Annotated in this window: 20 protein-coding genes; 9 read left to right on the top strand and 11 right to left on the bottom strand. The window is 71.0% G+C overall.

The genetic code is table 11. From position 1 onward, the window contains the following. Nucleotides 1-31: 31 nt before the first annotated feature. Nucleotides 32-832, bottom strand: a complete 801-nt coding sequence (map, locus tag RSP45_RS04945; RefSeq protein ID WP_415393443.1) for a type I methionyl aminopeptidase — start codon at nt 830-832, stop codon at nt 32-34. A gap of 133 nt (nt 833-965) precedes the next feature. Between map and RSP45_RS04940 the strand changes: the two genes are divergently transcribed. Together RSP45_RS04940 and RSP45_RS04935 are read left to right on the top strand one after the other, a co-directional pair. Beyond that, on the top strand, nt 966-1,706 hold the full coding sequence (locus RSP45_RS04940; protein ID WP_415393442.1) for a competence/damage-inducible protein A: 741 nt from the start codon (nt 966-968) through the stop codon (nt 1,704-1,706). Beyond that, a complete protein-coding gene (locus RSP45_RS04935) occupies nt 1,703-2,437 on the top strand; it encodes a GNAT family N-acetyltransferase (RefSeq protein ID WP_415393441.1) in 735 nt (244 codons plus the stop codon). Before RSP45_RS04940 ends, RSP45_RS04935 begins: the two co-directional genes overlap by 4 nt. A gap of 768 nt (nt 2,438-3,205) precedes the next feature. Here the strand turns inward: RSP45_RS04935 and RSP45_RS04930 are convergent. The 5 genes from RSP45_RS04930 to RSP45_RS04910 all read right to left on the bottom strand — a co-directional run bounded on the left by RSP45_RS04930 (nt 3,206) and on the right by RSP45_RS04910 (nt 7,246). Then, complete coding sequence (locus RSP45_RS04930) at nt 3,206-3,604, bottom strand: hypothetical protein (protein WP_415393440.1); 399 nt, start codon at nt 3,602-3,604, stop codon at nt 3,206-3,208. A 13-nt stretch (nt 3,605-3,617) separates the two neighbouring features. Further along, nucleotides 3,618-4,403: a DUF6478 family protein gene (locus RSP45_RS04925; protein ID WP_415393439.1), complete on the bottom strand. Its 786-nt coding sequence runs from the start codon at nt 4,401-4,403 to the stop codon at nt 3,618-3,620. A gap of 30 nt (nt 4,404-4,433) precedes the next feature. Further along, nucleotides 4,434-6,167: a dihydroxy-acid dehydratase gene (gene ilvD / locus RSP45_RS04920; protein ID WP_415393438.1), complete on the bottom strand. Its 1,734-nt coding sequence runs from the start codon at nt 6,165-6,167 to the stop codon at nt 4,434-4,436. A gap of 81 nt (nt 6,168-6,248) precedes the next feature. Further along, complete coding sequence (locus RSP45_RS04915; RefSeq protein WP_415393437.1) at nt 6,249-6,560, bottom strand: AzlD domain-containing protein; 312 nt, start codon at nt 6,558-6,560, stop codon at nt 6,249-6,251. Further along, the gene (locus tag RSP45_RS04910) at nt 6,557-7,246 is read right to left on the bottom strand and encodes an AzlC family ABC transporter permease (RefSeq protein ID WP_415393436.1); all 690 of its coding nucleotides are present in this window, start codon (nt 7,244-7,246) and stop codon (nt 6,557-6,559) included. The genes RSP45_RS04915 and RSP45_RS04910 overlap by 4 nt, the downstream gene beginning before the upstream one ends. Nucleotides 7,247-7,620: 374 nt before the next feature. Here RSP45_RS04910 and accD point away from each other — a divergent pair, with 374 nt between their 5' ends. Both accD and RSP45_RS04900 read left to right on the top strand, forming a co-directional pair. Further along, nucleotides 7,621-8,610 carry an acetyl-CoA carboxylase, carboxyltransferase subunit beta gene (gene accD / locus RSP45_RS04905; RefSeq protein WP_415393435.1) on the top strand — a complete coding sequence of 330 codons (990 nt, stop codon included), beginning with the start codon at nt 7,621-7,623 and terminating at the stop codon, nt 8,608-8,610. Between the two features lies 1 nt (nt 8,611). Next, a complete protein-coding gene (locus tag RSP45_RS04900; protein WP_415393434.1) occupies nt 8,612-9,883 on the top strand; it encodes a bifunctional folylpolyglutamate synthase/dihydrofolate synthase in 1,272 nt (423 codons plus the stop codon). Between the two features lie 146 nt (nt 9,884-10,029). On the opposite strand, the gene zapE is transcribed toward RSP45_RS04900, so the two are convergent. The 4 genes from zapE to ccmI all read right to left on the bottom strand — a co-directional run bounded on the left by zapE (nt 10,030) and on the right by ccmI (nt 13,603). Beyond that, nucleotides 10,030-11,172, bottom strand: a complete 1,143-nt coding sequence (gene zapE / locus RSP45_RS04895) for a cell division protein ZapE (protein WP_415393433.1) — start codon at nt 11,170-11,172, stop codon at nt 10,030-10,032. Between the two features lie 504 nt (nt 11,173-11,676). Beyond that, nucleotides 11,677-11,838, bottom strand: coding sequence for a DUF1289 domain-containing protein (locus RSP45_RS04890; protein ID WP_415393432.1), 162 nt, complete (start codon nt 11,836-11,838; stop codon nt 11,677-11,679). Further along, nucleotides 11,835-12,302, bottom strand: coding sequence for a Holliday junction resolvase RuvX (ruvX, locus tag RSP45_RS04885; protein WP_073062808.1), 468 nt, complete (start codon nt 12,300-12,302; stop codon nt 11,835-11,837). Before ruvX ends, RSP45_RS04890 begins: the two co-directional genes overlap by 4 nt. Beyond that, on the bottom strand, nt 12,299-13,603 hold the full coding sequence (gene ccmI, locus RSP45_RS04880; RefSeq protein ID WP_415393431.1) for a c-type cytochrome biogenesis protein CcmI: 1,305 nt from the start codon (nt 13,601-13,603) through the stop codon (nt 12,299-12,301). The genes ruvX and ccmI overlap by 4 nt, the downstream gene beginning before the upstream one ends. A 213-nt stretch (nt 13,604-13,816) precedes the next feature. Between ccmI and RSP45_RS04875 the strand changes: the two genes are divergently transcribed. Beyond that, complete coding sequence (locus RSP45_RS04875) at nt 13,817-14,164, top strand: hypothetical protein (protein WP_415393430.1); 348 nt, start codon at nt 13,817-13,819, stop codon at nt 14,162-14,164. Between the two features lie 136 nt (nt 14,165-14,300). After that, on the top strand, nt 14,301-14,573 hold the full coding sequence (locus RSP45_RS04870) for a hypothetical protein (protein ID WP_073062799.1): 273 nt from the start codon (nt 14,301-14,303) through the stop codon (nt 14,571-14,573). Nucleotides 14,574-14,792: 219 nt separating this feature from the next. Here RSP45_RS04870 and RSP45_RS04865 read toward each other — a convergent pair whose 3' ends face one another. Then, nucleotides 14,793-15,392, bottom strand: coding sequence for a superoxide dismutase (locus RSP45_RS04865; protein ID WP_415393429.1), 600 nt, complete (start codon nt 15,390-15,392; stop codon nt 14,793-14,795). Between the two features lie 243 nt (nt 15,393-15,635). Between RSP45_RS04865 and RSP45_RS04860 the strand changes: the two genes are divergently transcribed. Genes RSP45_RS04860 through der form a run of 3 tightly spaced genes read left to right on the top strand, consistent with a single transcriptional unit; the run spans nt 15,636 to nt 19,237 of the window. After that, complete coding sequence (locus RSP45_RS04860; RefSeq protein WP_415393428.1) at nt 15,636-16,364, top strand: tetratricopeptide repeat protein; 729 nt, start codon at nt 15,636-15,638, stop codon at nt 16,362-16,364. Between the two features lie 57 nt (nt 16,365-16,421). Continuing rightward, nucleotides 16,422-17,756 (top strand): PQQ-binding-like beta-propeller repeat protein, encoded by a 1,335-nt coding sequence (locus RSP45_RS04855; RefSeq protein WP_415393427.1) that lies wholly within the window; start codon nt 16,422-16,424, stop codon nt 17,754-17,756. Continuing rightward, nucleotides 17,756-19,237: a ribosome biogenesis GTPase Der gene (gene der, locus RSP45_RS04850; RefSeq protein WP_415393426.1), complete on the top strand. Its 1,482-nt coding sequence runs from the start codon at nt 17,756-17,758 to the stop codon at nt 19,235-19,237. The genes RSP45_RS04855 and der overlap by 1 nt, the downstream gene beginning before the upstream one ends. The last annotated feature ends 240 nt before the right edge of the window (nt 19,238-19,477 follow it).

Below are 19,477 nucleotides of genomic sequence, written 5' to 3'. Positions count from 1 at the left end.
TTGCTTTTCTGGGGATGGCGCCGCGCGTCGTTCAGAAGCTGGGGAAGAACTTCCCGGCGGGCGAGAGGGTGAAGATCTCGCAGCCGTCGGCGGTGACGCCGATTGCGTGTTCGAACTGCGCCGACAGCGACTTGTCGCGGGTGACGGCAGTCCAGTCGTCGGCCAGTACCTTGGTTTCCGGGCGGCCGAGGTTGATCATCGGCTCGATGGTGAAGAACATTCCTTCCTCCAGCAGCGGGCCTTTGCCGGGGCGGCCGAAATGCAGCACGTTCGGGGGCGCGTGGAAGACGCGGCCGATACCGTGGCCGCAGAAATCGCGCACCACGGACATGCGGTGACCCTCGGCATAGGCCTGGATGGCGTGGCCGATGTCGCCGAAGCTGTTGCCGGGGCGCACCGCCTCGATCCCCTTCATCAGCGCGTCATGGGTGACCTGCATCAGCCGCCGCGCCTTGACCGAAGGCGTGCCCGCCACATACATCCGGCTGGAATCCCCGAACCAGCCGTCCAGGATCACCGTCACGTCGATGTTCAGGATGTCGCCGTCGGCCAGCCGCTTGTCGCCCGGAATCCCGTGGCAGACCACGTGGTTCACGCTGATGCAGCTGGCGTGCTGGTAGCCGCGATAGCCGATGGTTGCGCTGGTCGCGCCCAGCTCCTCGACCCGGCGGCGGATGAAATCGTCGATCTCGGCGGTGGTGGCGCCGGGCTGGACGTATTCGCCCACCTCGTCGAGGATGCGCGCCGTCAACTGCCCGGCCGCGTGCATCCCGGCGAAATCCTCGGCGGCATGGATACGGATCCCCTCGCGGGTGACGCGGGCTTCGTTCATCGGACGGTCCTTTCGCTTTAACGTCCGAGATAGACCCGGCAGCGCGGTTGTTCCAGCCCCCCGCCGCCTGCGGGACGGCCTTGTCCCGGCCCGGCAGCCTGTCATTATGGCGCCCGAAGCGAAGGGAACCCCGATGCAGTCCGACAATCCGACCGCCGCCATCCTGCTGATCGGCGACGAAATCCTGTCCGGTCGCACCCGCGACCTGAATGCCCATCACCTGGCCGGCGTGCTGAACGCGATCGGTATCGACCTGCGCGAAATCCGCGTGGTGGCCGACGATCACGCGGCCATCGTGGCGGCGCTGCGGGCGCTGGACCGGCATCTGGGCGGCGCCTGGGACATGGTGTTCAGCTCGGGCGGGATCGGGCCGACCCATGACGACATCACCGCCGACGCCGTGGCCGAGGCCTATGGCGCGGCGCTGGAGCTGAACCCGGATGCCCGCCGCGTGATGGAGGAGCACTGGGGCGCGCGCGGGGTCGAGATCACCGAAAGCCGCCTGCGCATGGCCCGCATCCCCCGCGGCGCCACGCTGATCCGCAATGCGGTGTCGGCGGCGCCGGGGTTTTCCATCGGCGGGCTGCATGTGATGGCGGGGGTGCCGTCGGTCTTTCGCAGCATGGTCGAGGCGATCGTGCCGCAGCTGGCCACCGGCCGCCCGGTGCAATCCGCCACCATCGAGGTGCTGCGCCCGGAATCCGAGGTCGCCGAGGATCTGCGCGCCGTCGCCGACGCCCATCCTTCGCTGTCGCTGGGCAGCTACCCGTTCCGCGACGACCGCGGCTACGGCACCAACGTGGTGGTGCGCGGTCTGGACGCGGGCGAGGTCGAGCGGGCTCGCGCCGCGCTGGTCGAAAGATTCGGCGCATGATCTCGGGGGCGTTCGATGCGGCCTGGGCCGCGACCTGGCCGGCGGCGGAATATGTGCTGGCCGGCGGGCTGGTGGTCGGGCGCGGCGCCGGCGGCGGCGGCCGCGTCAGCTGCGCGCGCCGGCTCGAGGATGCGGCCCCGGCCGGCCAGGGCGGCATCGGCGCCGATGTCGAGGCCGCCGAGGCCCGCCACCGCGCCTGGGGCCAGCCGGCGCTGTTCGCGGTCGAGCGCGAGGACGCGGCGCTGGCCCACGCGCTGCGCCGGCGCGGCTACGCCGAGAGCGAGCCGACGCTGATCCTGTCCAGCCCGGTGGCGCCGCTGTGCGAGCCCGAGATCCCCTCGGTCACCGCCATGGCGCTGTGGCCGCCGCTGGCGATCCAGCGCGAGCTGTGGCTGGCCTGCGACGTCGGCCCCGAGCGGCAGGCGATCATGGAGCGGGTGCAGACCCCCAAGGCCGCGATCATCGGCCGGATGGACGACCGCGCCGCCGGGGCCTGTTTCGTCGCCGTGCAGGGCGAGGTCGCGCTGATGCACGCGCTGGCGGTGCTGCCGCAATGGCGCGGCCGCGGCCTGGGCGCCTGGATGGTGCGCCGCGCCGCCCGCTTTGCCCGCGCGCAAGGCGCGGCGCAGCTGGGCCTGTCGGTGACCGAGGACAACGCGGTCGCGCGCGCATTCTACGCGCGGCTGGGGTTTTCCGAGATCGGCGGATATTCCTATTGGCGACAGGGGTGATTTCGACACCGTCCGAGCGGGGCTAGTCCCCGCACCCCCGGGATATTATTACAAGGAAGAAGGAGAGCGGGTAAACGGGGTTCTGTTGCCTGAGCCGCCCCCTGTTGTGGGTGCCGGGAAAGCCGGTATTTGCAAGAACGACGAAGCCGGGAAAGCCGGTAACGGGCTTCTGTTTTCTAACTCGCCCCCTGTTCCGGGTGCAGGGAGGCAGAAATGTTCTTACAAGAAAGAACGGGATATTTTTACAAAGTAAGCCGGAAAGCGGGTAACGGCCTTCTGTTCTTTGACCCGCCTCCTGTTTCGGGCGCTGGGAAGCCCGGGGCTATGTGAGGCAAGATGAAAGAGGACAGGCGGGGGCCTTGCGGGCTGTGCGGCGTCGTTTCCCGGGCGTTCGAAAGCAAGGGACAGTGGGCAGCGGCGGGCAGCCGGGGCGGCAGCCGGACAGCAGCCACGGCGTCCTGACCGGGCGCCGGGGAGTGCCGGGAGCTGCGGTAGCCCGGGCGCCACGGCATCGTTCAGCCGGGCCGCTGCAATCCTGTCGCCGCAGGACGCGCGGCAGCTCGGCTCAGCCAGTGGCGAGGCGGCGGAGTTCGGGTTTGGGCAGGTCCAGCTACGGGGTCCTGAACGGGCATCATGCCGGGCGCCGGGGAGTTGCGAGCAGCTGCGGTATCCCACCAGCCGCGGCATCTTTCAGCCGGGCCGCCGCAGTCCTGCCGCCGCAGTCCTGCCGCCGCAGTCCTGCTGCCGCGGGACGCGCGGCAGCTCGGCTCAGCCCGTGGCGAGGCGGCGGAGTTCGCGTTTGAGCAGGTCCATCTCGGCCCGCAGCAGGTCGATCTCGGCGCGCAGATCGTCGGCCAGCGCCTCGCCGGCCAGCAGCGGCAGATGCGCCAGGCGGGTGGCGCCGGGGCGGGGGTCCTCGGTGCCGTCGCCGTCGTCGGCGACCAGCAGATAGGTCTGGGCGCCGTCGGCCAGGGTTTCCGGGGGAATCCGGGCGCTGGCGCGCCAGCTGCCTTCGCCCTCAGGCGTCAGTTGGGCCAGCGCCACCGTGCGCCCCTCGAGCGTCAGCGCCACGCGCGGCGGCGGGGCGGCGCTGCGCCAGGTGCATTCCCACACCCCGCGGCGAAGCCCCAGCGACGAGACATCTGCGGCGGTGATCCGTCCGGGCATGGCGTTTCCTTTGTCAGACCTGGGCGCGGGGGTGGCGCGACAGGAACAGGTCGCGGATCCGGGCCGCGTTCATCTGCGGCGCCTCGAAGATCAGGTCGAGCCACATCTTTTCCAGCCGCCGCTCGTTGATGTCGAGATAATGCAGGTCGAACTCGACCACCCTCGGCGTGGTCTCGTCGGGGCGGAAATCGCCCAGGTGGCGCAGGGCGCTGTCGGTGTTCGGGCCGTGGCCGATGTTCAGCCGCGCAAAGATGCTGAGCGGGCGTTCGACGCTGAGCACGCTGTCCAGCCGCAGGATATGGCCGCGCGTCAGCCCGGCAAGGCTTTCCGGCGGCAAGTCGATGGCGATGGACAGATAGCTGCCCCGGAACCCCATGGTTTCCAGCTGCAGCCCATAGGGGGCCAGGTCGGCGGCCGAGCGGTTGGGCAGCTGCCGCAGCACCAGCGCCCGCGAATCGCAGTCGTGCCAGAGGCCGGTTTCCTCGCCCAGCCGGGTGCCGCTGTCGGGGGCGGCGATGCCGGGGCGGTCCAGCCGCGCCAGCAGCACCCCCGGGCGCCAGCGCCAGTCGGTGCCCGGCGGCAGATGCGGCACATCCGCCGCCCGCCCGGTCCCGTCCAGCCGCAGCTGCGCGCGGGCGATGAAACGGTCGAGGTCGCGGCGCAGCGCCCGGCCCTCGTCGCGCAGCCGCCGCAGCCGCCCCGGCGGCAGCGCCCCGGCCCGCTCGGCCAAGGCGTCCCATTGTCCGCAGCCGTGCAGCCGCAGCCGGTCGGCCAGCCAGCGCCGCGGGCGCAGCTTCATCGCCGCCGCTCCGTCATAGCCCCCGTCCCGTCACTGGTCCATGTAGACGTGGGTTTCTTCCTTGGCGCCGGGGTGGGTGACGGCGCCGTAGCGGGCCGAGCCCACCAGCTGCGCGTATTTCCACAGCGCCCCCGAGGCATAGTCGGTCTTGCGCGGGCCGGCCCAGTCCTGCTTGCGGCGGGCGAGTTCCTCGTCGGACAGGTCCACCGAGATCTCGCCTTTGATCGCGTCGATGGTGATCATGTCGCCGTTCCGGATCAGCGCGATCGGGCCGCCATGCGCGGCCTCGGGGCCGACGTGGCCCACGCAGAAGCCGCGGGTGGCGCCGGAAAACCGGCCGTCGGTGATCAGCGCGACCTTCTTGCCCATGCCCTGGCCGGACAGCGCCGCGGTGGTGGCCAGCATCTCGCGCATCCCCGGGCCGCCGGCGGGGCCCTCGTTGCGGATGACGAAGACGCAGCCTTCCTGGTAGGTGCGGTTCTGCACCGCCTCGAACGCGTCTTCCTCGCATTCGAAGACCAGCGCCGGGCCGGTGAAGATCTGGTCTTCCTCGGCCATGCCGGCGACCTTGACGATGGCCCCGTCGGGGGCAAGGTTGCCGCGCAGCCCGACCACGCCGCCGGTCTTGCTGAGCGGGTTGGCGACGGGGTGGATCACGCGGCCGTCGGGCTCGCCCCGGATGTCGTCCAGCTCTTCGCCCAGGGTGCGGCCGGATGCGGTGATGCAGTCCAGATGCAGCAGGCCTTCGCGGGCCAGCTCCTTCATCACCACCGGGATGCCGCCGGCCTCGTACAGGTCCTTGGCGACATATTCGCCGCCCGGGCGCAGGTTCACGAAATAGGGGGTGTCGTGGAAGATGTCGCAGACGTCGAACAGGTCGAAGTCGATCCCCGCCTCATGCGCGATGGCCGGCAGGTGCAGCCCGCCGTTGGTCGAGCCGCCGGTGCAGGCGACCACGCGGGCGGCGTTTTCCAGCGACTTGCGGGTCACGATGTCGCGGGGGCGGATGTTCTTTTCCAGCAGGTTCATCACCGCCACGCCCGAGGCATCCCCGAACGCGTCGCGCGATTCATAGGGCGCCGGCGCCCCCGACGAGTTCATCAGCGCCAGCCCGATCGCCTCGGACACGCAGGCCATGGTGTTGGCGGTATACTGGCCGCCGCAGGCCCCGGCCGAGGGGCAGGCCAGTTTTTCCATGATCGCCAGTTCCGCATCCGACAGCAGCCCGGCGGCGTGCTGGCCGGCGGCCTCGAACATGTCCTGGACCACGATGTCGCGACCCTTGTACTTGCCCGGCAGGATCGAGCCGCCGTAGATGAAGACCGAGGGCACGTTCAGCCGCACCATCGCCATCATCATCCCCGGCAGCGACTTGTCGCAGCCCGCCAGCCCGACCAGCGCGTCGTAGCAATGGCCGCGCATGGTCAGTTCCACCGTATCGGCGATGGCATCGCGCGAGGCCAGCGACGAGCGCATCCCCTCGTGCCCCATGGCGATGCCGTCGGTCACGGTGATGGTGGTGAACTCGCGCGGCGTGCCGCCGCCCTTCTTGACGCCCATCTTCACCGACTGCGCCTGGCGGTTCAGGGCGATGTTGCAGGGCGCGGCCTCGTTCCAGCAGGTGGCGACGCCGACGAAGGGCTGGTGGATTTCCTCTTCGGTGATGCCCATCGCGTAAAGATAACTGCGATGCGCGGCACGCGACGGCCCCTCGGTGACGTGACGGCTGGGCAGTTTCGACTTGTCGAAGCGCGTGTTCTTCATGGCAATCCCCTCTGGCTGAAGGTGGAATAGTCCCGCAGGGCGCGGCGGGCAAGGGTGCTGGGACGGGGGAAGGGCGCTGTCTCAGATCGCCAGCCAATAGGCCGCAACCCCGGCCAGCGTCGCCAGCCCGGCATCGCGTCGCCACAGCATGACCGCGGCGGCGGCGGCCGATCCCAGCGCAAAGGGGCGCCAGGCGTCGGCGGCCAGCGCGGCGCGGGCCTCGGGCAGCAGCACGGCGACGGCGATGGCGGCGAGGATGCAGGGGCCGAGCGCGTCCAGCCACGCAGGCGGCGGCGCCCCGCTGCCGCGGCGGCGCGACAGCAGCGGCAGGGCGCGGGTCAGATAGGTCAGCGCCCCGATCACGGCAAAGGCGAGCCACAGCGCCGCGCTCAACGGAACCACCTTGCGCTCAGGCACGCCAGCGCACCGCCGGGGATGGCCAGCTGCGCATGGCCCGACAGCACGGCCAGCGCGGCGATGGCGGCGGCAAGCGCCACCGGCACCGCGACCTCGCGCCGCAGGGCGCCCAGCATCAGCCCGATGAACAGCGCGGGCAGGGCAAAGCCCATGGCGGCGGCGGCCGATTCGCTTAAGCGCCGCAGCGCGTCGCCCGCGGCGGCGCCGGCAACGCTGCCCAGGCTCCACGCCGCCCAGGCGGTCAGGGCCAGCCCGATCAGCCAGCGGCCGCCGGGACGAGCCTTTCCATGATCGCCGGTGCTGGCGGCAAGGGCGGTGGCGAACACCTCATCCGTCAGCCCATAGGCGAATGCGGCGCGCTGGGGACGGCTGCCGCCGATGCGGTCGCGCAGCACCAGCCCGTAAAGCAGGTGCCGCAGGCTGGCGGCGGCGGTCAGCGCCACCATCAGCACGACCGGCATCCCTGCGGGAATCGCGGCCAGCAGGAACGCCTGGTTGGCGCCGGAAAACACGATGGCCGACATGGCGCCGACCTCGGGCGCGCTCAGCCCGATGGCACTGGCCGCGGCGCCAAAGGCGAAGGCCGCGGGCAGATACCCCAGCGCCACCGGCAACCCGGCCCGCATCCCTGCGGCGATCCTGTCCCAGTCCGTCCCGTCCATGCCGCGGTGATTGCCGCGCAGCGGGCGGGATGGCAAGCGGGCTTGGGTGGCGCGGCCCGAGCGGGGGCTGTCTGCCCCGGACCCCCGAGGATATTTCTTGCAAGATGAAAGAAGGTGGCAGATTGCGCTGTCCGCTCTTTCGGGCGGTTCTTAAATATCCCGGGGCTTCCGAGCGCCCGGAGAATGGTCCGGTGGACCATTTTCAGCGAGGAAGGCCGCGGCAGGGGCCCGGGGCAGCGCCCCGGTCCCAAGGGTCGGCGCGGCGTGCAGCGCCGGTGCGGTAGTCCATGGCCGCCCCCGGATTCCGGCTTTGCGTTGCATCATCCGTTCCGGCGGCCTATTTCACGCCCGAACCGTCAGGCAGGGGCAACAGGATGAACTGGATCACCAACTACGTCCGGCCGCGCATCAACTCGTTGTTTTCGCGGCGCGAAGTGCCCGAGAACCTGTGGACCAAATGCCCCGAATGCGGGACGATGCTGTTTCACCGGGAACTGGCCGACAACCTCAACGTCTGCTCGAACTGCGATCACCATCTGGCGATCTCGCCGCGCGCGCGGTTCACCGCGCTGTTCGACGGCGGGGTCTTCGTCGAGGTCAAGGTGCCCGAGCCGCTGGCCGACCCGCTGGGGTTCCGCGACCAGAAGAAATACCCCGAGCGGATGAAGGCCGCGCAGAAATCCACCGGCGAGAAAGAGGCGATGCTGGTCGCCGAGGGCGAGATGGGGCGCACCCCGATCGTTGCCGCCGCGCAGGATTTCAACTTCATGGGCGGCTCGATGGGGATGTATGTCGGCAACGCCATCATCGCCGCCGCCGAACGCGCGGTGGCGACGCGCCGCCCGCTGGTGCTGTTTTCCGCCGCCGGCGGTGCGCGGATGCAGGAAGGCATCCTGTCGCTGATGCAGATGCCGCGGTCCACCGTCGCGGTGCAGATGCTGAAAGAGGCCGGGCTGCCCTATATCGTGGTGCTGACCCATCCGACCACCGGCGGCGTCACCGCCAGCTACGCCATGCTGGGCGACATCCAGATCGCCGAGCCCAACGCGCTGATCTGCTTCGCCGGCCCGCGGGTGATCGAGCAGACCATCCGCGAGAAGCTGCCCGAGGGTTTCCAGCGCGCCGAATACCTGCTGGAACACGGGATGCTGGACCGGGTGACCCATCGCAAGAAGCTGCGCGAGGAGCTGATCTCGATCCTGCGGATGCTGGGCGGGCTGTCGGCGCCGGTGGTGGCCGACCTGCCGGCGCCCGGGGTGCTGCCCTCGGCCCTGCCGGCCGCGCCGGCCTCGACCCCGCCCGCCGCACCGGAAACCGCCGAAAACGGCGCCGAGCCCGCGCCCCCTGCCACCGGGCGCGACTGAGTTGACCGCCGCCGTCGATGCCATCCTGCAGCGCCTGACCGCGCTGCATCCCAAGGTGATCGACCTGTCGCTGGACCGGGTGCAGCGGCTGCTGTCCGATCTGGGCGACCCGCAGGACCGACTGCCGCCGGTGATCCATGTGGCGGGGACGAACGGCAAGGGCTCGACCCAAGCCTTCATCCGCGCGGGGCTGGAAGCGGCGAGGCTGCGGGTCCACGCCTATACCTCGCCGCATCTGGCCTGGTTCAACGAGCGTATCCGGCTGGCAGGCGCACTGATCCCCGACGACATGCTGGCCGCGACGCTGGCCGAGGTCGAATCGGTCAACGCCGGCCGCCCGATCACGTTTTTCGAGGTGACCACCGCCGCCGCATTCCTGGCGTTTTCGCGGGTGCCTGCGGATTTCACCCTGCTCGAGGTCGGGCTGGGCGGGCGGCTGGATGCGACCAACGTGGTGGCGCGGCCGCGGCTGACGATCCTCACCCCGATCAGCATCGACCACACGCAATATCTGGGCGAGACCCTGCCCGAGATCGCCGGCGAGAAAGCCGGTATCCTCAAGCGCGGGGCGCCCTGCGTGGTGGCCCGGCAAGAGGATGCGGCGCTGGCGGTGATCGAGGCGCGCGCCGCCCGGCTCGGCTGCCCGCTGTCGGTCGCCGGCCAGCACTGGACCATCGCGCGCGAGGGCGAGGCGCTGGTGTTCCAGGACGAGCGCGGGCTCCTCGACCTGCCGCTGCCGGCGCTGCCGGGGCCGTTCCAAACCGGCAACGCCGGCACCGCGGTGGCGGCGCTGCGCGAGCTGGGCTTCGGCCAGGCCGAGGCCGCAGCGGCGATGACCGGGGTCGAATGGCCCGCGCGGATGCAGCGGCTGCGCCACGGGCCGCTGGTGGCGGCGGCGGCGGGCTGCGAGCTGTGGCTCGACGGCGGCCACAACCCGGCCGGAGGGCAGGCGGTCGCCTCGACGCTGGCCGAATTGCCGCCGCGGCCCACACATCTGATCTGCGGGATGCTGAACACCAAGGACGTCGGCGGCTATCTGCGCGCACTGGCGCCGCAGGTGGAAACCCTGACCGCGGTCAGCATCGCGGGCGAGGCCGCGACGCTCTCGGCCGACGACACCGCCGCTTTTGCCCGCGATGTCGGCATCCCCGCCAGCACCGCGCCCGACGTGGCGCAGGCGGTTGCGGCGCTGGCCGCTGCCCATCCGGGGGCGCGGCTGCTGATCTGCGGCTCGCTGTATCTGGCCGGGCGTGTGCTGCGCGAAAACGGCTAGGGCACGGTTTCGTCTGTAACGATCCGGGGACATGGCCGGTTTTGCCCGCAAGGTCGGCATTCCCGCCAGCATCACGCCCGATGTGGCGCAGGCGGTCGCGGCGCTGGCCGCTGCCCATCCGGCGGGGCGCGGCTGCGCAAAAACGGTTAGGGCGCGGTTTCGCCAGTAGCGCGATCCGAGGCCCAGTCGGCGGCCTGCATCTCGTTCAGGCGGCTGGCGGTGCGTTCGAATTCGAAGGCGCCGCGACCCTCGGGGTAGAGCCGCTCGGGCTCGGCGGCGGCCGAGGCGTAAAGCTTGACCTTGGCCTCGTAGAGCGCGTCGATCAGGGTGACGAAGCGTTTCGCCATGTCGTAGTTCCCCGGGCCCAGCCAGGGGATATCGTCGATGATCAGCGCATCGAACGCCTCGGCGATGGCCAGGTAATCCGCCGGTCCCAGCGGCCGCCCGCAGAGGTCATAGAAATCCGCCCGGGCCACCCGTTCATGCGCGGCCGGAATGGTGACGCTGCGGCCCTTGAGTTCCAGCGCGCGCGGGCGGGCAGGGGCGGCGCCGGTCAGCTCGTCCCAGATCTCGTCCAGCGTGGCGCGGCGGTTGCCGTCCTCGGGCGTGAACCAGACCTGCCCGCCCGCGGCCCGGCCCTGCCGGTGGTCGCGGTCGGAATCGAGCCGGATCACCTGCATCCGTTCCCGGATCAGCGCGATGAAGGGCAGGAAAAGCTGGCGGTTGAGGCCATTCTTGTACAGATCCTCGGGCACCCGGTTCGAGGTGGTGACCACCGTCACCCCTTTCTCGAACAAGAGCTGGAACAGCCGCCCCACGATCATCGCATCGGCGATGTCGGTGATCTGCATCTCGTCGAAGCACAAAAGCCGGGTCGAAGCGGCGATGGACTCGGCCACCGGGCGCACCGCATCGGCGTCGCCGCGCAGGCGGGCGTCGTTGAGCCCGGCCTGGACCTCTTGCATGAACTCGTGGAAATGGACGCGGCGCTTTTCCGCGATGGGTGCGGCGCCGACCACCAGGTCCATCAGCATCGACTTGCCGCGCCCGACGCCCCCCCACAGGTAAACCCCGCGCGCCACCGGACCGGGCGGAGGCTTGGCGGCCGCCCCGAAGATGCGGCCCAGAAGCCCGCCGGGCTTGCTGGCCGCCGGCGCGCGCGCCACCGCCGCGACCAGCCGGTCGAGCGCCGGCAGCACCGCGCGCTGGGCGGCGTCGTCCTTGATCCGCCCTTCGGCGACGATGCGGTCATAAGCCGCGGTGACGGGGTGCGAAACGGGATCGGCCATGCCCCGGCCGTGCCAGAGTTTCGCCTTGCCTGCAAGCCGCAGTGCCGCGTGGGGTGCTGCTCGGTCAGCGGCCACGGCCTTGTTCGCTGAAAGCGGTCAGCCGGAGCATCCGACGAGAGACAGCCTCGGGGCTGTTCCCTGATCCGCTTGCAGTTCCAGCCGCTATCACCGGGGCTCTGCCCCGGGCCGCTGCAGCGGCCTTCCTCGCTGAAAATGATCCACCGGACCATCCGGCGGGGAAACAGCCTTGTGGGCTGTTTTCTGATCCGCCTCCTATTCCGGGCGCTCGGAAGCCCCGGGATATTCACGAACAGCCCCAAAGAGGGGACACCGCGCCGCGTCCTTACCTTTCATCTTGCTGGAAATACCCCGGCTTCTGAGCGGCCGGAAAACAGCCGGAGGAGTGTTTCCAGCGAGAAAGGTGGCAGCACGACGCCTGATCTTCGGGCGGTTCTAAAATATCCCGGGGGTGCGGGGGCTGGCCCCCGCTTGCGGCGCGCGGCCTCAGCGGGTCTCCGCAGCGATGCGGTCCAGCACGCGGCGTTTTTCGGCGTCGCTCATCCGGCTCCAGCCGCCGATTTCCTCCAGCGTGCGCAGGCAGGCGGTGCAGGTCCTCGTGTCGCGGTCGAGCGTGCAGATGTTCAGGCAGGGGCTTTCGACGCTCATTCCAGATAGCCCAGCCGGTCCAGCGCGCCTTGCAGGATATAGGCGGCGGCCACCTGGTCGATCACCTCGGCGCGCTTGCGGCGCGAGGCGTCGGCCTCGAGCAGGGCGCGTTCGGCGGCGACGGTGGACAGGCGCTCGTCCCAGAAGGCCAGCGGCAGGGGGGTCAGCCGTTCCAGGTTGCGGGCGAAGGCGCGGGTGGATTGCGCGCGCGCGCCTTCGGTGCCGTCCATGTTGCGCGGCAGGCCCAGCACCAGACCGGCCAGCCCGCGCTCGGCGGCGATGCGCAGCAGCTCGGCGGCGTCCAGGGTGAATTTCTGCCGCCGGATCACCGTCAGGGGCGAGGCGACGCTGCGCAGCCCGTCGCTGACCGCTACGCCGATGGTCTTGGTCCCCAGGTCCAGCCCGGCGATGGCGCCGGTGCGGGGCAGGGCGGCGGCGAAATCCTCGATCCGCTCGCAGATCATTCGGCTGCCGCCGCGGCGGCGGGAGTGGGTGCGGCCGCGGGTCCGGCGTCTGCGCCCGCCTCGGCGTTGCCGTCCAGCCCGACCTCGGCCGCGGCGGCCTCGATCACCGCGGCGGCTTCCGGGGTGGCGCCGAAGCGCGCCCGTGCCTCGGCCAGGATCTCCTGCGCATGGGAATCGTCGCCGATCCGCACCAGCGAGGTGATCAGCCGCGCCCATTCCTCGGGGGTGCCGCCCTCGGTCGCCAGCCGGGTTTCCAGGTTGGTGACCATGCCGCGGACCATCTGCTCGCGTTCCTCGGCGCTCATCTCGCCGGCGGCGGCCATGGCGTCGGCATCGGGGCCGGGCAGGGCGGGCATCCCCGGCGCGGCCGCTTCCGGCGGGCGGTATTCGGGATGGCCGGCGAACCAGGCCAGCTCGGGCATCAGCTGGCGGATGGTCAGGTTCCAGGGCGCGCCGGGGGCCGAGGTTTCCAGCAGGTCGCGCCACAGCTCGAAGGCCAGGTCCGGCCGGTCGTTCTGCGCATAGGCCAGCCCCTGCAGATAGCGGGCCTGCGGCAGCCGCGGGTCCAGGCGCAGCGCGGTCGCCACCTCGGCGGCGGCCTCGGCCGAGACCACGCCCCCCGCCGCCTCGACCCGCAGCAACGCCAGCCGCGCGTGGTCGAAGGGCTCGGCCGCGTCGCCGCGCAGGGCGATCAGCCGGGTCTGCGCCTCGGTCGCAGCGGCGATATTGCCCAGCCGCGCTTCGTGCTCGGCCAGCAGCTCCAGCCCCTGCTGGTCGTCGGGGTTGCGCGCCACGGCCTCGCGCAGCTTCTCGATCAGCTGCGCATATTCGGGGTCGGCGACCGGAGGCTCGCGCACGGGGGCGCGCGCCTCCAGCTCGGCCTGCGCGGGCAGGGCGGCAAGCCTTGCGTCGGCGGCGGCGATACGGCCCTTCAGCGGCACGTCCGGCATCCGCGGGCTGCCCTCGCGCCAGTAGACCGCGGCGCTGGCGGCCACCGCCAGCACCAGCAGCGCCACCGCCAGCCACGGCCGCGCCGCCGGGCCGTCGCCCGCGGCATGGCGGCTCAGCGCCCGGTCGGCGTCGAGGATCTTGCGCCCGATCTCGGTGCGCAGCCGCCCGGCCTCGGCCTCGGTCAGCACGCCGCGCTTCACGTCGCGGTCGACCTCGCGCAGCTGGTCGCGATAGACCCCCAGGTCATAGGCGGCGGCGGGAATGGCCCGGGCCTGTCCGCCACGCAGGAACGGCCGCAGGATCGCCCCCGCCACCACCAAGGTCATTGCCGCCGAAATGATCCAGAACATCGCCGCCTCGCTTGTGTCCCCGGGGTGATAGGCAGTTTCGCCGCCGGGCGAAAGCGCTGCGAGGCCGCAGGCAGTTCACGCGCGCGTGGGGCCGGGTCGGGCGCGGGCGGTTTCCGCGGTGAAAAACCGCAGCGCGGCGACTATCGCGCTGATGGCGCTTGATATTGCTGCGCCGCAGCGTATGAGTCGGGCCATATCAACGGAGTAATTGAAATGGCCTCGACCAACGAAAGCAAGAACCTGTGGTACCTCGTCGGCGCGGTGGTCGTCGCGGCGGCGGCGGCCTTCTGGTATTTCGGTTCGGATGCACCGACCCCGGCGGGCGATGTCTCGGTCGAGACCGCCCCGGTCGTGGAAGCCCCTGCCGTCGAGGCGCCTGCCGCCGATGCCCCGGCGGCTGACGCGCCCGTCACCGTCGAGCCTGTGACGGACGACGCCGCCGATGACGCGGCCGACGACGCCGACGACGTTGCCGAAGACGCGGCCGACGATGCCGCCGAGGCAGAGACCCCGGCGGTCGAGGTCGAGCCGGCAGCCGACGCCGAAACCACCGGCAACTGATTCCCGGCGCGGGGGCGGCAACGCCCCCGCGATGCAGGCCGAAACCGCGGCGCGGGTCGCGGCGTTGGGACAGTCCCACGGTGGCCCGCACCGGACGATCCGGCGCGGGCCCGGATCTGTTCCAAAGGTGCTTCCAATGGCTTTACCCCGCGAAACTTCCGGCATCGGCATCTGGCCCCTCATTCTCGGCGTTGCCGCCGTCATCCTGGCGGCGGTGCTGTTCTTCATGCTCGTCCCGATCCAGAGGCCGGTGCCGACGCCCGACAGCCCGGCCGCGCTGGGCATCGAGGGCGCCCCGGCCGGCGTCACCGGCGACGGGCTGCGCCCCGGCGCCCCGGAAGGCACCGAGGTGCCCCCCGCCGTCGTGCCGGTCGAGCCCGCCCCCGCCGCGCCCGCCCCGGCGGAGTGATCCCGGGCCGCGGCGCTGCCGCAGCTTCCTGGCCCCGCACCGCCGCTGGCGGGGCCAGTGCGGATCCGGCGCCCCTCCCGATCGTCTTTGGTGCCAAAATATCCTCCGGGGATCGCCCTATACGACGATGGGGTGGAAACCCCCGCTCCGGTGGCGCCGAAAGCAAAGGGCCCGCCAGTCTCGGCGGGCCCTCGCAATCACGTCTTCAGTCCCGCGCGATCACATCCGCGAGGCGACGTTTTCCCAGTTCACCAGCTTGCCCAGGAAGTTTTCCAGGTATTTCGGCCGGGCGTTGCGGAAGTCGATGTAGTAGCTGTGCTCCCACACGTCGCAGCCCAGCAGCGCGGTCTGGCCGAAGCACAGCGGGTTCACGCCGTTCTCGGTCTTGGTGACCTTCAGGCTGCCGTCCTGGTCCTTGACCAGCCAGGCCCAGCCCGAGCCGAACTGGCCGGCGCCGGCCTCGGCGAATTTCTTCTTGAATTCGTCGACCGAGCCAAAGCTTTCGGTCAGCGCCTTTTCCAGCTCTCCGGGGATGGCGCCGGGGGTGGGGGTCATCATTTCCCAAAACTGCGCGTGGTTCCAGTGCTGGCTGGCGTTGTTGAAGATGCCGTTCTGGGCGACCGCGCCGTCCTTGTAGTTGCCGCGCACGATGTCCTCGAGTGAGGCATTTTCCCACTCGGTCCCGGCGATCAGCTCGTTGAGCTTGTCGACATAGGCCTTGTGGTGCTTGTCGTGGTGGTATTCCAGGGTTTCCCGCGACATGCCCCCGCCGGCCAGAGCGTCGTGGGCATAGGGCAGATCGGGCAGAGTGAAAGCCATGGGTCTCAATCCTTTCAATGAGTTTCGGGCAGAGCCTCGAGCGTGGCTCGTCCAGCCGGCGGGCAGTCTCGCTGCCGGCCGAACGCGGGTCAAGCGGATAGGGTTCCACCGGCCTGCCTGCGGCCCCGCGCGCCGCCCTGCCGTTGCCCGCGTCGCTGCCGGTGCCGCCGCGCGGGCGTTGGCAAACCCCCGGCCGCATGTGTAGAAGGGCAAAAACCGGATCAAGGCAGGCGCGGACCCTTCATGGCGAACCAGAACGACCATTTCATCGACGAGGTGACCGAGGATCTGCGCCGGGACCGGCTGTTCCAGATGATGCGCCGCTATGGCTGGATCGCAGGGCTGCTGGTGGTGGCACTGGTGGGGGGCGCCGCATGGCGCGAATACGACCGCGCCCGCGACACCGCCTCGGCGCAGGCATTCGGCGATGCGATCCTGGCCGCGCAATCGGCGGGCGAGGACGCGGCCGCCCGCGCCGCCGCCATTGCTGCGGTGGCGGCGGACAACCCGCGCCAGGCGGTGCTGCGCGACATCCTGGCCGGGAATGCGCTGGTCGAGGCCGGCGACATTGCCGCCGCCGCGCAGCGCTATGACACCGCCGCCACCGCCGCCGGCAATGACGTGGTGATTCGCGACCTCGCGGCGCTGAAATCGGTGATTGCGCAGGGCCCCGACATGGACCCCGCCGCCCGCGATGCGGCGCTGTCGCGCCTGTCGGCGCCCGGCGCCCCGTTCGAGATGATCGCGCTCGAGCTCAAGGCCGTGGCGCTGTCGGGGGCCGGGCGCAGCCAGGATGCCGTCACCCTGATCCGCCAGATCCAGAAGATGAACGGGCTGAGCCCTCAGATGCGCCAGCGCCTGGCCGACCATCTGGTGACGCTGGGCGCCGACCCCGACCCCGAGGCCGCCAGCCAGACCGCCCCCGACCCCACGCTCGCCCCCGAGGTGGTCCAGCCCGCCGACGAGGACTGAGCCTCTGCCGACCCCCTTGACCGCCGACCCACCGCCTGCACCGCACCGGAGCCACAGATGTCCAGACTGAACGCGCTGCTGCCCCTGATCGCCCCGATGGTTGCCGTCGCCGCGCTGTCGGCCTGTGCCCCGCGCGAAGTGATCCTGACCGGCGAGCGGCTCGACCCCCGCGACATCGCCTCGGCCGAAGGCCCGGCGGTGCTGGGCGAGCCGGGCGTGACCTCGACCGCGCTGAACCTTGCGGCGCCGGTGTCGACCGAATGGACCACGCGGGCGGCGAATGCGGCGCATCTGATGCCGCACGCGGCGCTGGCGGGCGGCGGGCTGCAGCGGATCTGGTCGGCGCCGATCGGCCAGCCCTCGGGCAAGCGCCACCGCATCACCGCCGACCCGGTGGTGGCGGGGGGGCGCGTCTTCACGCTGGACAGCCGCGCGCAGGTGGTGGCCACCGCGCTGTCGGGCGGCACCGCGTGGATCGCCGATCTGCGCCCCGCGGCCGAAAGCGGCGACGGGGTGTCGGGCGGCGGCATTTCCTATGAAGCGGGCCGGGTCTTCGTGACCACCGGCTATGGCGAGCTGGTGGCGCTGGACGCGGCCAGCGGCCGGGTGCTGTGGCGCCAGCGCGTGCAGGCGCCCATCGGCGGCGCCCCCACGGCCGCGAGCGGGGTGGTCTATGTCGCGGCGCGCAACGCCACCGGCTGGGCGGTGCGGGCCGAGGACGGCAAGGTGCTGTGGACGGTTTCCGGCATCAGCGCGCCCTCGGGCGTGACCGGGGTCTCGGCCCCGGCGGTGGCGGGGGGGCAGGTGATCTTCCCCTTCGCCTCGGGGCAGCTGCTGGCCGTGGACACCGCCACCGGCGCCGAACGGTGGAGCGCGCAAGTCGCCGGCTCGCGGCTGGGCCGGGCCATCGCCTTTATCCGCGACCTGACCGGCGACCCGGTGATTGCGGGGAACGTGGTGCTGGCGGGGTCGTCCTCGGGGCGGATCAACGCCTTTGACCGCGACAGCGGCGCGGTGCTGTGGTCGGGTCGCGATGGTGCCAACAGCCCGGTGGTGCTGGCCGGCGGCTCGGTCTTTGCGGTGAACGACCAGGCCGAGCTGGTGCGGCTGGACGCGCAGACCGGCGGCCGCATCTTTGCCACCCCCCTGCCGCTGTTCGTCGAGCAGAAGACCAGGAAACAGGCCGCGATCCATGCGCATTACGGGCCGGTGCTGGCCGGGGGGCGGCTGTTCGTCGCCTCGTCCGACGGCTATCTGCGCGCCTTCGACCCGCGCTCGGGCGGGCTGGTCGGGCAGGCGGCGATCCCCGGCGGTGCGGCGACCGCGCCGGTCGTGTCGGGCGGCACGCTTTACGTCACCGGCCAGGACGGCCATCTGCACGCCTATCGCTGATGAGCTTTACCCTCGCCATCGTCGGGCGCCCGAATGTCGGCAAGTCCACCCTGTTCAACCGCCTGGTCGGCAAGCGGCTGGCGCTGGTCGATGACCAGCCCGGCGTCACCCGCGACCTGCGCGAAGGCGACGCACGGCTGGGCGACCTGCGCTTTGTCGTGATCGACAGCGCCGGGCTGGAAATGGTCGAGGACGACAGCCTGCAGGGAAGGATGCGGCGGCTGACCGAACGCGCGGTCGACGAATCCGACATCTGCCTGTTCGTGATCGACGCCCGCGTCGGCGTGACCGCCGCCGACGAATATTTCGCCGACATCCTGCGCAAGCGCGCCAAGCACGTGATCCTGGCCGCCAACAAGGCCGAGGGCGCTGCGGGGGAAGCCGGCGCCTCCGAGGGCTGGGCGCTGGGGTTGGGCGAGCCGCTCCAGATCTCGGCCGAGCATGGCGAGGGGATGGAGGATCTCTACCGCGTCCTCAAGCCGCTGTCCGAGATTGTGGAAAGCGAACGCCCCGCCCCCATCGCCCCCGCCGTCGAGGTGACGCTGACCGAGGCCGAGGCCGAATCGGGCGAGGGCGCCGAGGACTGGCGCCCCAGCGCCGCCCGCCCCCTGCAGATCGCGGTGATCGGGCGGCCGAACGCAGGGAAATCCACGCTGATCAACAAGATCATCGGCGAGGACCGGCTGCTGACCGGCCCCGAGGCCGGGATCACCCGCGATTCGATTTCCGTGCGGACCGAGTTCATGGGCACTCCGACCCGCATCTTCGACACCGCGGGGATGCGGCGGAAATCGCGGATCACCGACAAGGTGGAAAAGCTCTCGGTCGCCGACGGGCTGCGGGCGGTGCGGTTTGCCGAGGTGGTGGTGGTGCTGCTGGACGTGGCGATCCCCTTTGAGCAGCAGGACCTGCGCATCGCCGATTTCGCGGAAACCGAGGGTCGCGCAGTGGTGGTCGCCGCCAACAAATGGGACCTGGAAGAGGACAAGCCCCACAAGCTCAACGAGCTGCGCGAGGCGTTCGAGCGGCTGCTGCCGCAGCTGAAAGGCGCGCCGTTGGTCACGGTCTCGGCCCGCACCGGCAAGGGGCTGGACCGGCTGCACGCCGCGATCCTGCGCGCGCATGAGGTCTGGAACCGCCGCGTCCCCACCGCACGGCTGAACCAGTGGCTGAGCGCGATGACCGAGGCGCACCCGCCCCCCGCCCCGGGCGGCCGCCGCATCCGCCTGCGCTACATGACGCAGGTGAAGACAAGGCCGCCGGGCTTCGTGGTGATGGCGACCCACACCGACCAGCTGCCCGAGGCCTATCGGCGCTATCTGGTCAACGGGCTGCGGGCGGATTTCGACCTGCCCGGCACCCCGATCCGGCTGAGCTTCCGCGACCAGGGAACCAAGAACCCCTACAAGGACCGCTCGAACAAGCGGCCCACCGGGGCGCTGGCCAAGCACAAGGACCGGCAGAAGCCCAAGGGCAGCTGAGCTTCCGGCGGCGCGGCCGCAGCGGGGGCTTTCCACCCCCGCACCCCCGGAGGATATTTGCGCAAGAAAGAACGGCGCGGCATCCCCTCGTTCGGGCGGTTGTTAAGTATCCCGGGGCTTCCGAGCGCCCGGAAAATGGTCCGGTGGACCATTTTCAGCGAGGAAGGCCGCGGCAGCGGCCCCGGGGCGGGCATCTAGAACAGCAGGCGGATCAGGAAGCAACCCTCGAAGCTGTTTTCC

Origin of the sequence: Paracoccus sp. SJTW-4, assembly GCF_047716885.1 — a bacterium.
Lineage (GTDB): Bacteria > Pseudomonadota > Alphaproteobacteria > Rhodobacterales > Rhodobacteraceae > Paracoccus > Paracoccus solventivorans.
Note: the sequence above shows the minus strand (reverse complement) of the source record. Positions and strands in the feature narration are given on the sequence as shown.

Excerpts from the sequence above, each read along its gene's own strand:
- map (WP_415393443.1), bottom strand. The coding sequence starts at position 832 with ATGAACGAAGCCCGCGTCACCCGCGAGGGGATCCGTATCCATGCCGCC.
- RSP45_RS04940 (WP_415393442.1), top strand. The coding sequence starts at position 966 with ATGCAGTCCGACAATCCGACCGCCGCCATCCTGCTGATCGGCGACGAA.
- RSP45_RS04935 (WP_415393441.1), top strand. The coding sequence starts at position 1,703 with ATGATCTCGGGGGCGTTCGATGCGGCCTGGGCCGCGACCTGGCCGGCG.
- RSP45_RS04930 (WP_415393440.1), bottom strand. The coding sequence starts at position 3,604 with ATGCCCGGACGGATCACCGCCGCAGATGTCTCGTCGCTGGGGCTTCGC.
- RSP45_RS04925 (WP_415393439.1), bottom strand. The coding sequence starts at position 4,403 with ATGAAGCTGCGCCCGCGGCGCTGGCTGGCCGACCGGCTGCGGCTGCAC.
- ilvD (WP_415393438.1), bottom strand. The coding sequence starts at position 6,167 with ATGAAGAACACGCGCTTCGACAAGTCGAAACTGCCCAGCCGTCACGTC.
- RSP45_RS04910 (WP_415393436.1), bottom strand. The coding sequence starts at position 7,246 with ATGGACGGGACGGACTGGGACAGGATCGCCGCAGGGATGCGGGCCGGG.
- accD (WP_415393435.1), top strand. The coding sequence starts at position 7,621 with ATGAACTGGATCACCAACTACGTCCGGCCGCGCATCAACTCGTTGTTT.
- zapE (WP_415393433.1), bottom strand. The coding sequence starts at position 11,172 with ATGGCCGATCCCGTTTCGCACCCCGTCACCGCGGCTTATGACCGCATC.
- RSP45_RS04890 (WP_415393432.1), bottom strand. The coding sequence starts at position 11,838 with ATGAGCGTCGAAAGCCCCTGCCTGAACATCTGCACGCTCGACCGCGAC.
- ruvX (WP_073062808.1), bottom strand. The coding sequence starts at position 12,302 with ATGATCTGCGAGCGGATCGAGGATTTCGCCGCCGCCCTGCCCCGCACC.
- ccmI (WP_415393431.1), bottom strand. The coding sequence starts at position 13,603 with ATGTTCTGGATCATTTCGGCGGCAATGACCTTGGTGGTGGCGGGGGCG.
- RSP45_RS04875 (WP_415393430.1), top strand. The coding sequence starts at position 13,817 with ATGGCCTCGACCAACGAAAGCAAGAACCTGTGGTACCTCGTCGGCGCG.
- RSP45_RS04870 (WP_073062799.1), top strand. The coding sequence starts at position 14,301 with ATGGCTTTACCCCGCGAAACTTCCGGCATCGGCATCTGGCCCCTCATT.
- RSP45_RS04865 (WP_415393429.1), bottom strand. The coding sequence starts at position 15,392 with ATGGCTTTCACTCTGCCCGATCTGCCCTATGCCCACGACGCTCTGGCC.
- RSP45_RS04860 (WP_415393428.1), top strand. The coding sequence starts at position 15,636 with ATGGCGAACCAGAACGACCATTTCATCGACGAGGTGACCGAGGATCTG.
- RSP45_RS04855 (WP_415393427.1), top strand. The coding sequence starts at position 16,422 with ATGTCCAGACTGAACGCGCTGCTGCCCCTGATCGCCCCGATGGTTGCC.
- der (WP_415393426.1), top strand. The coding sequence starts at position 17,756 with ATGAGCTTTACCCTCGCCATCGTCGGGCGCCCGAATGTCGGCAAGTCC.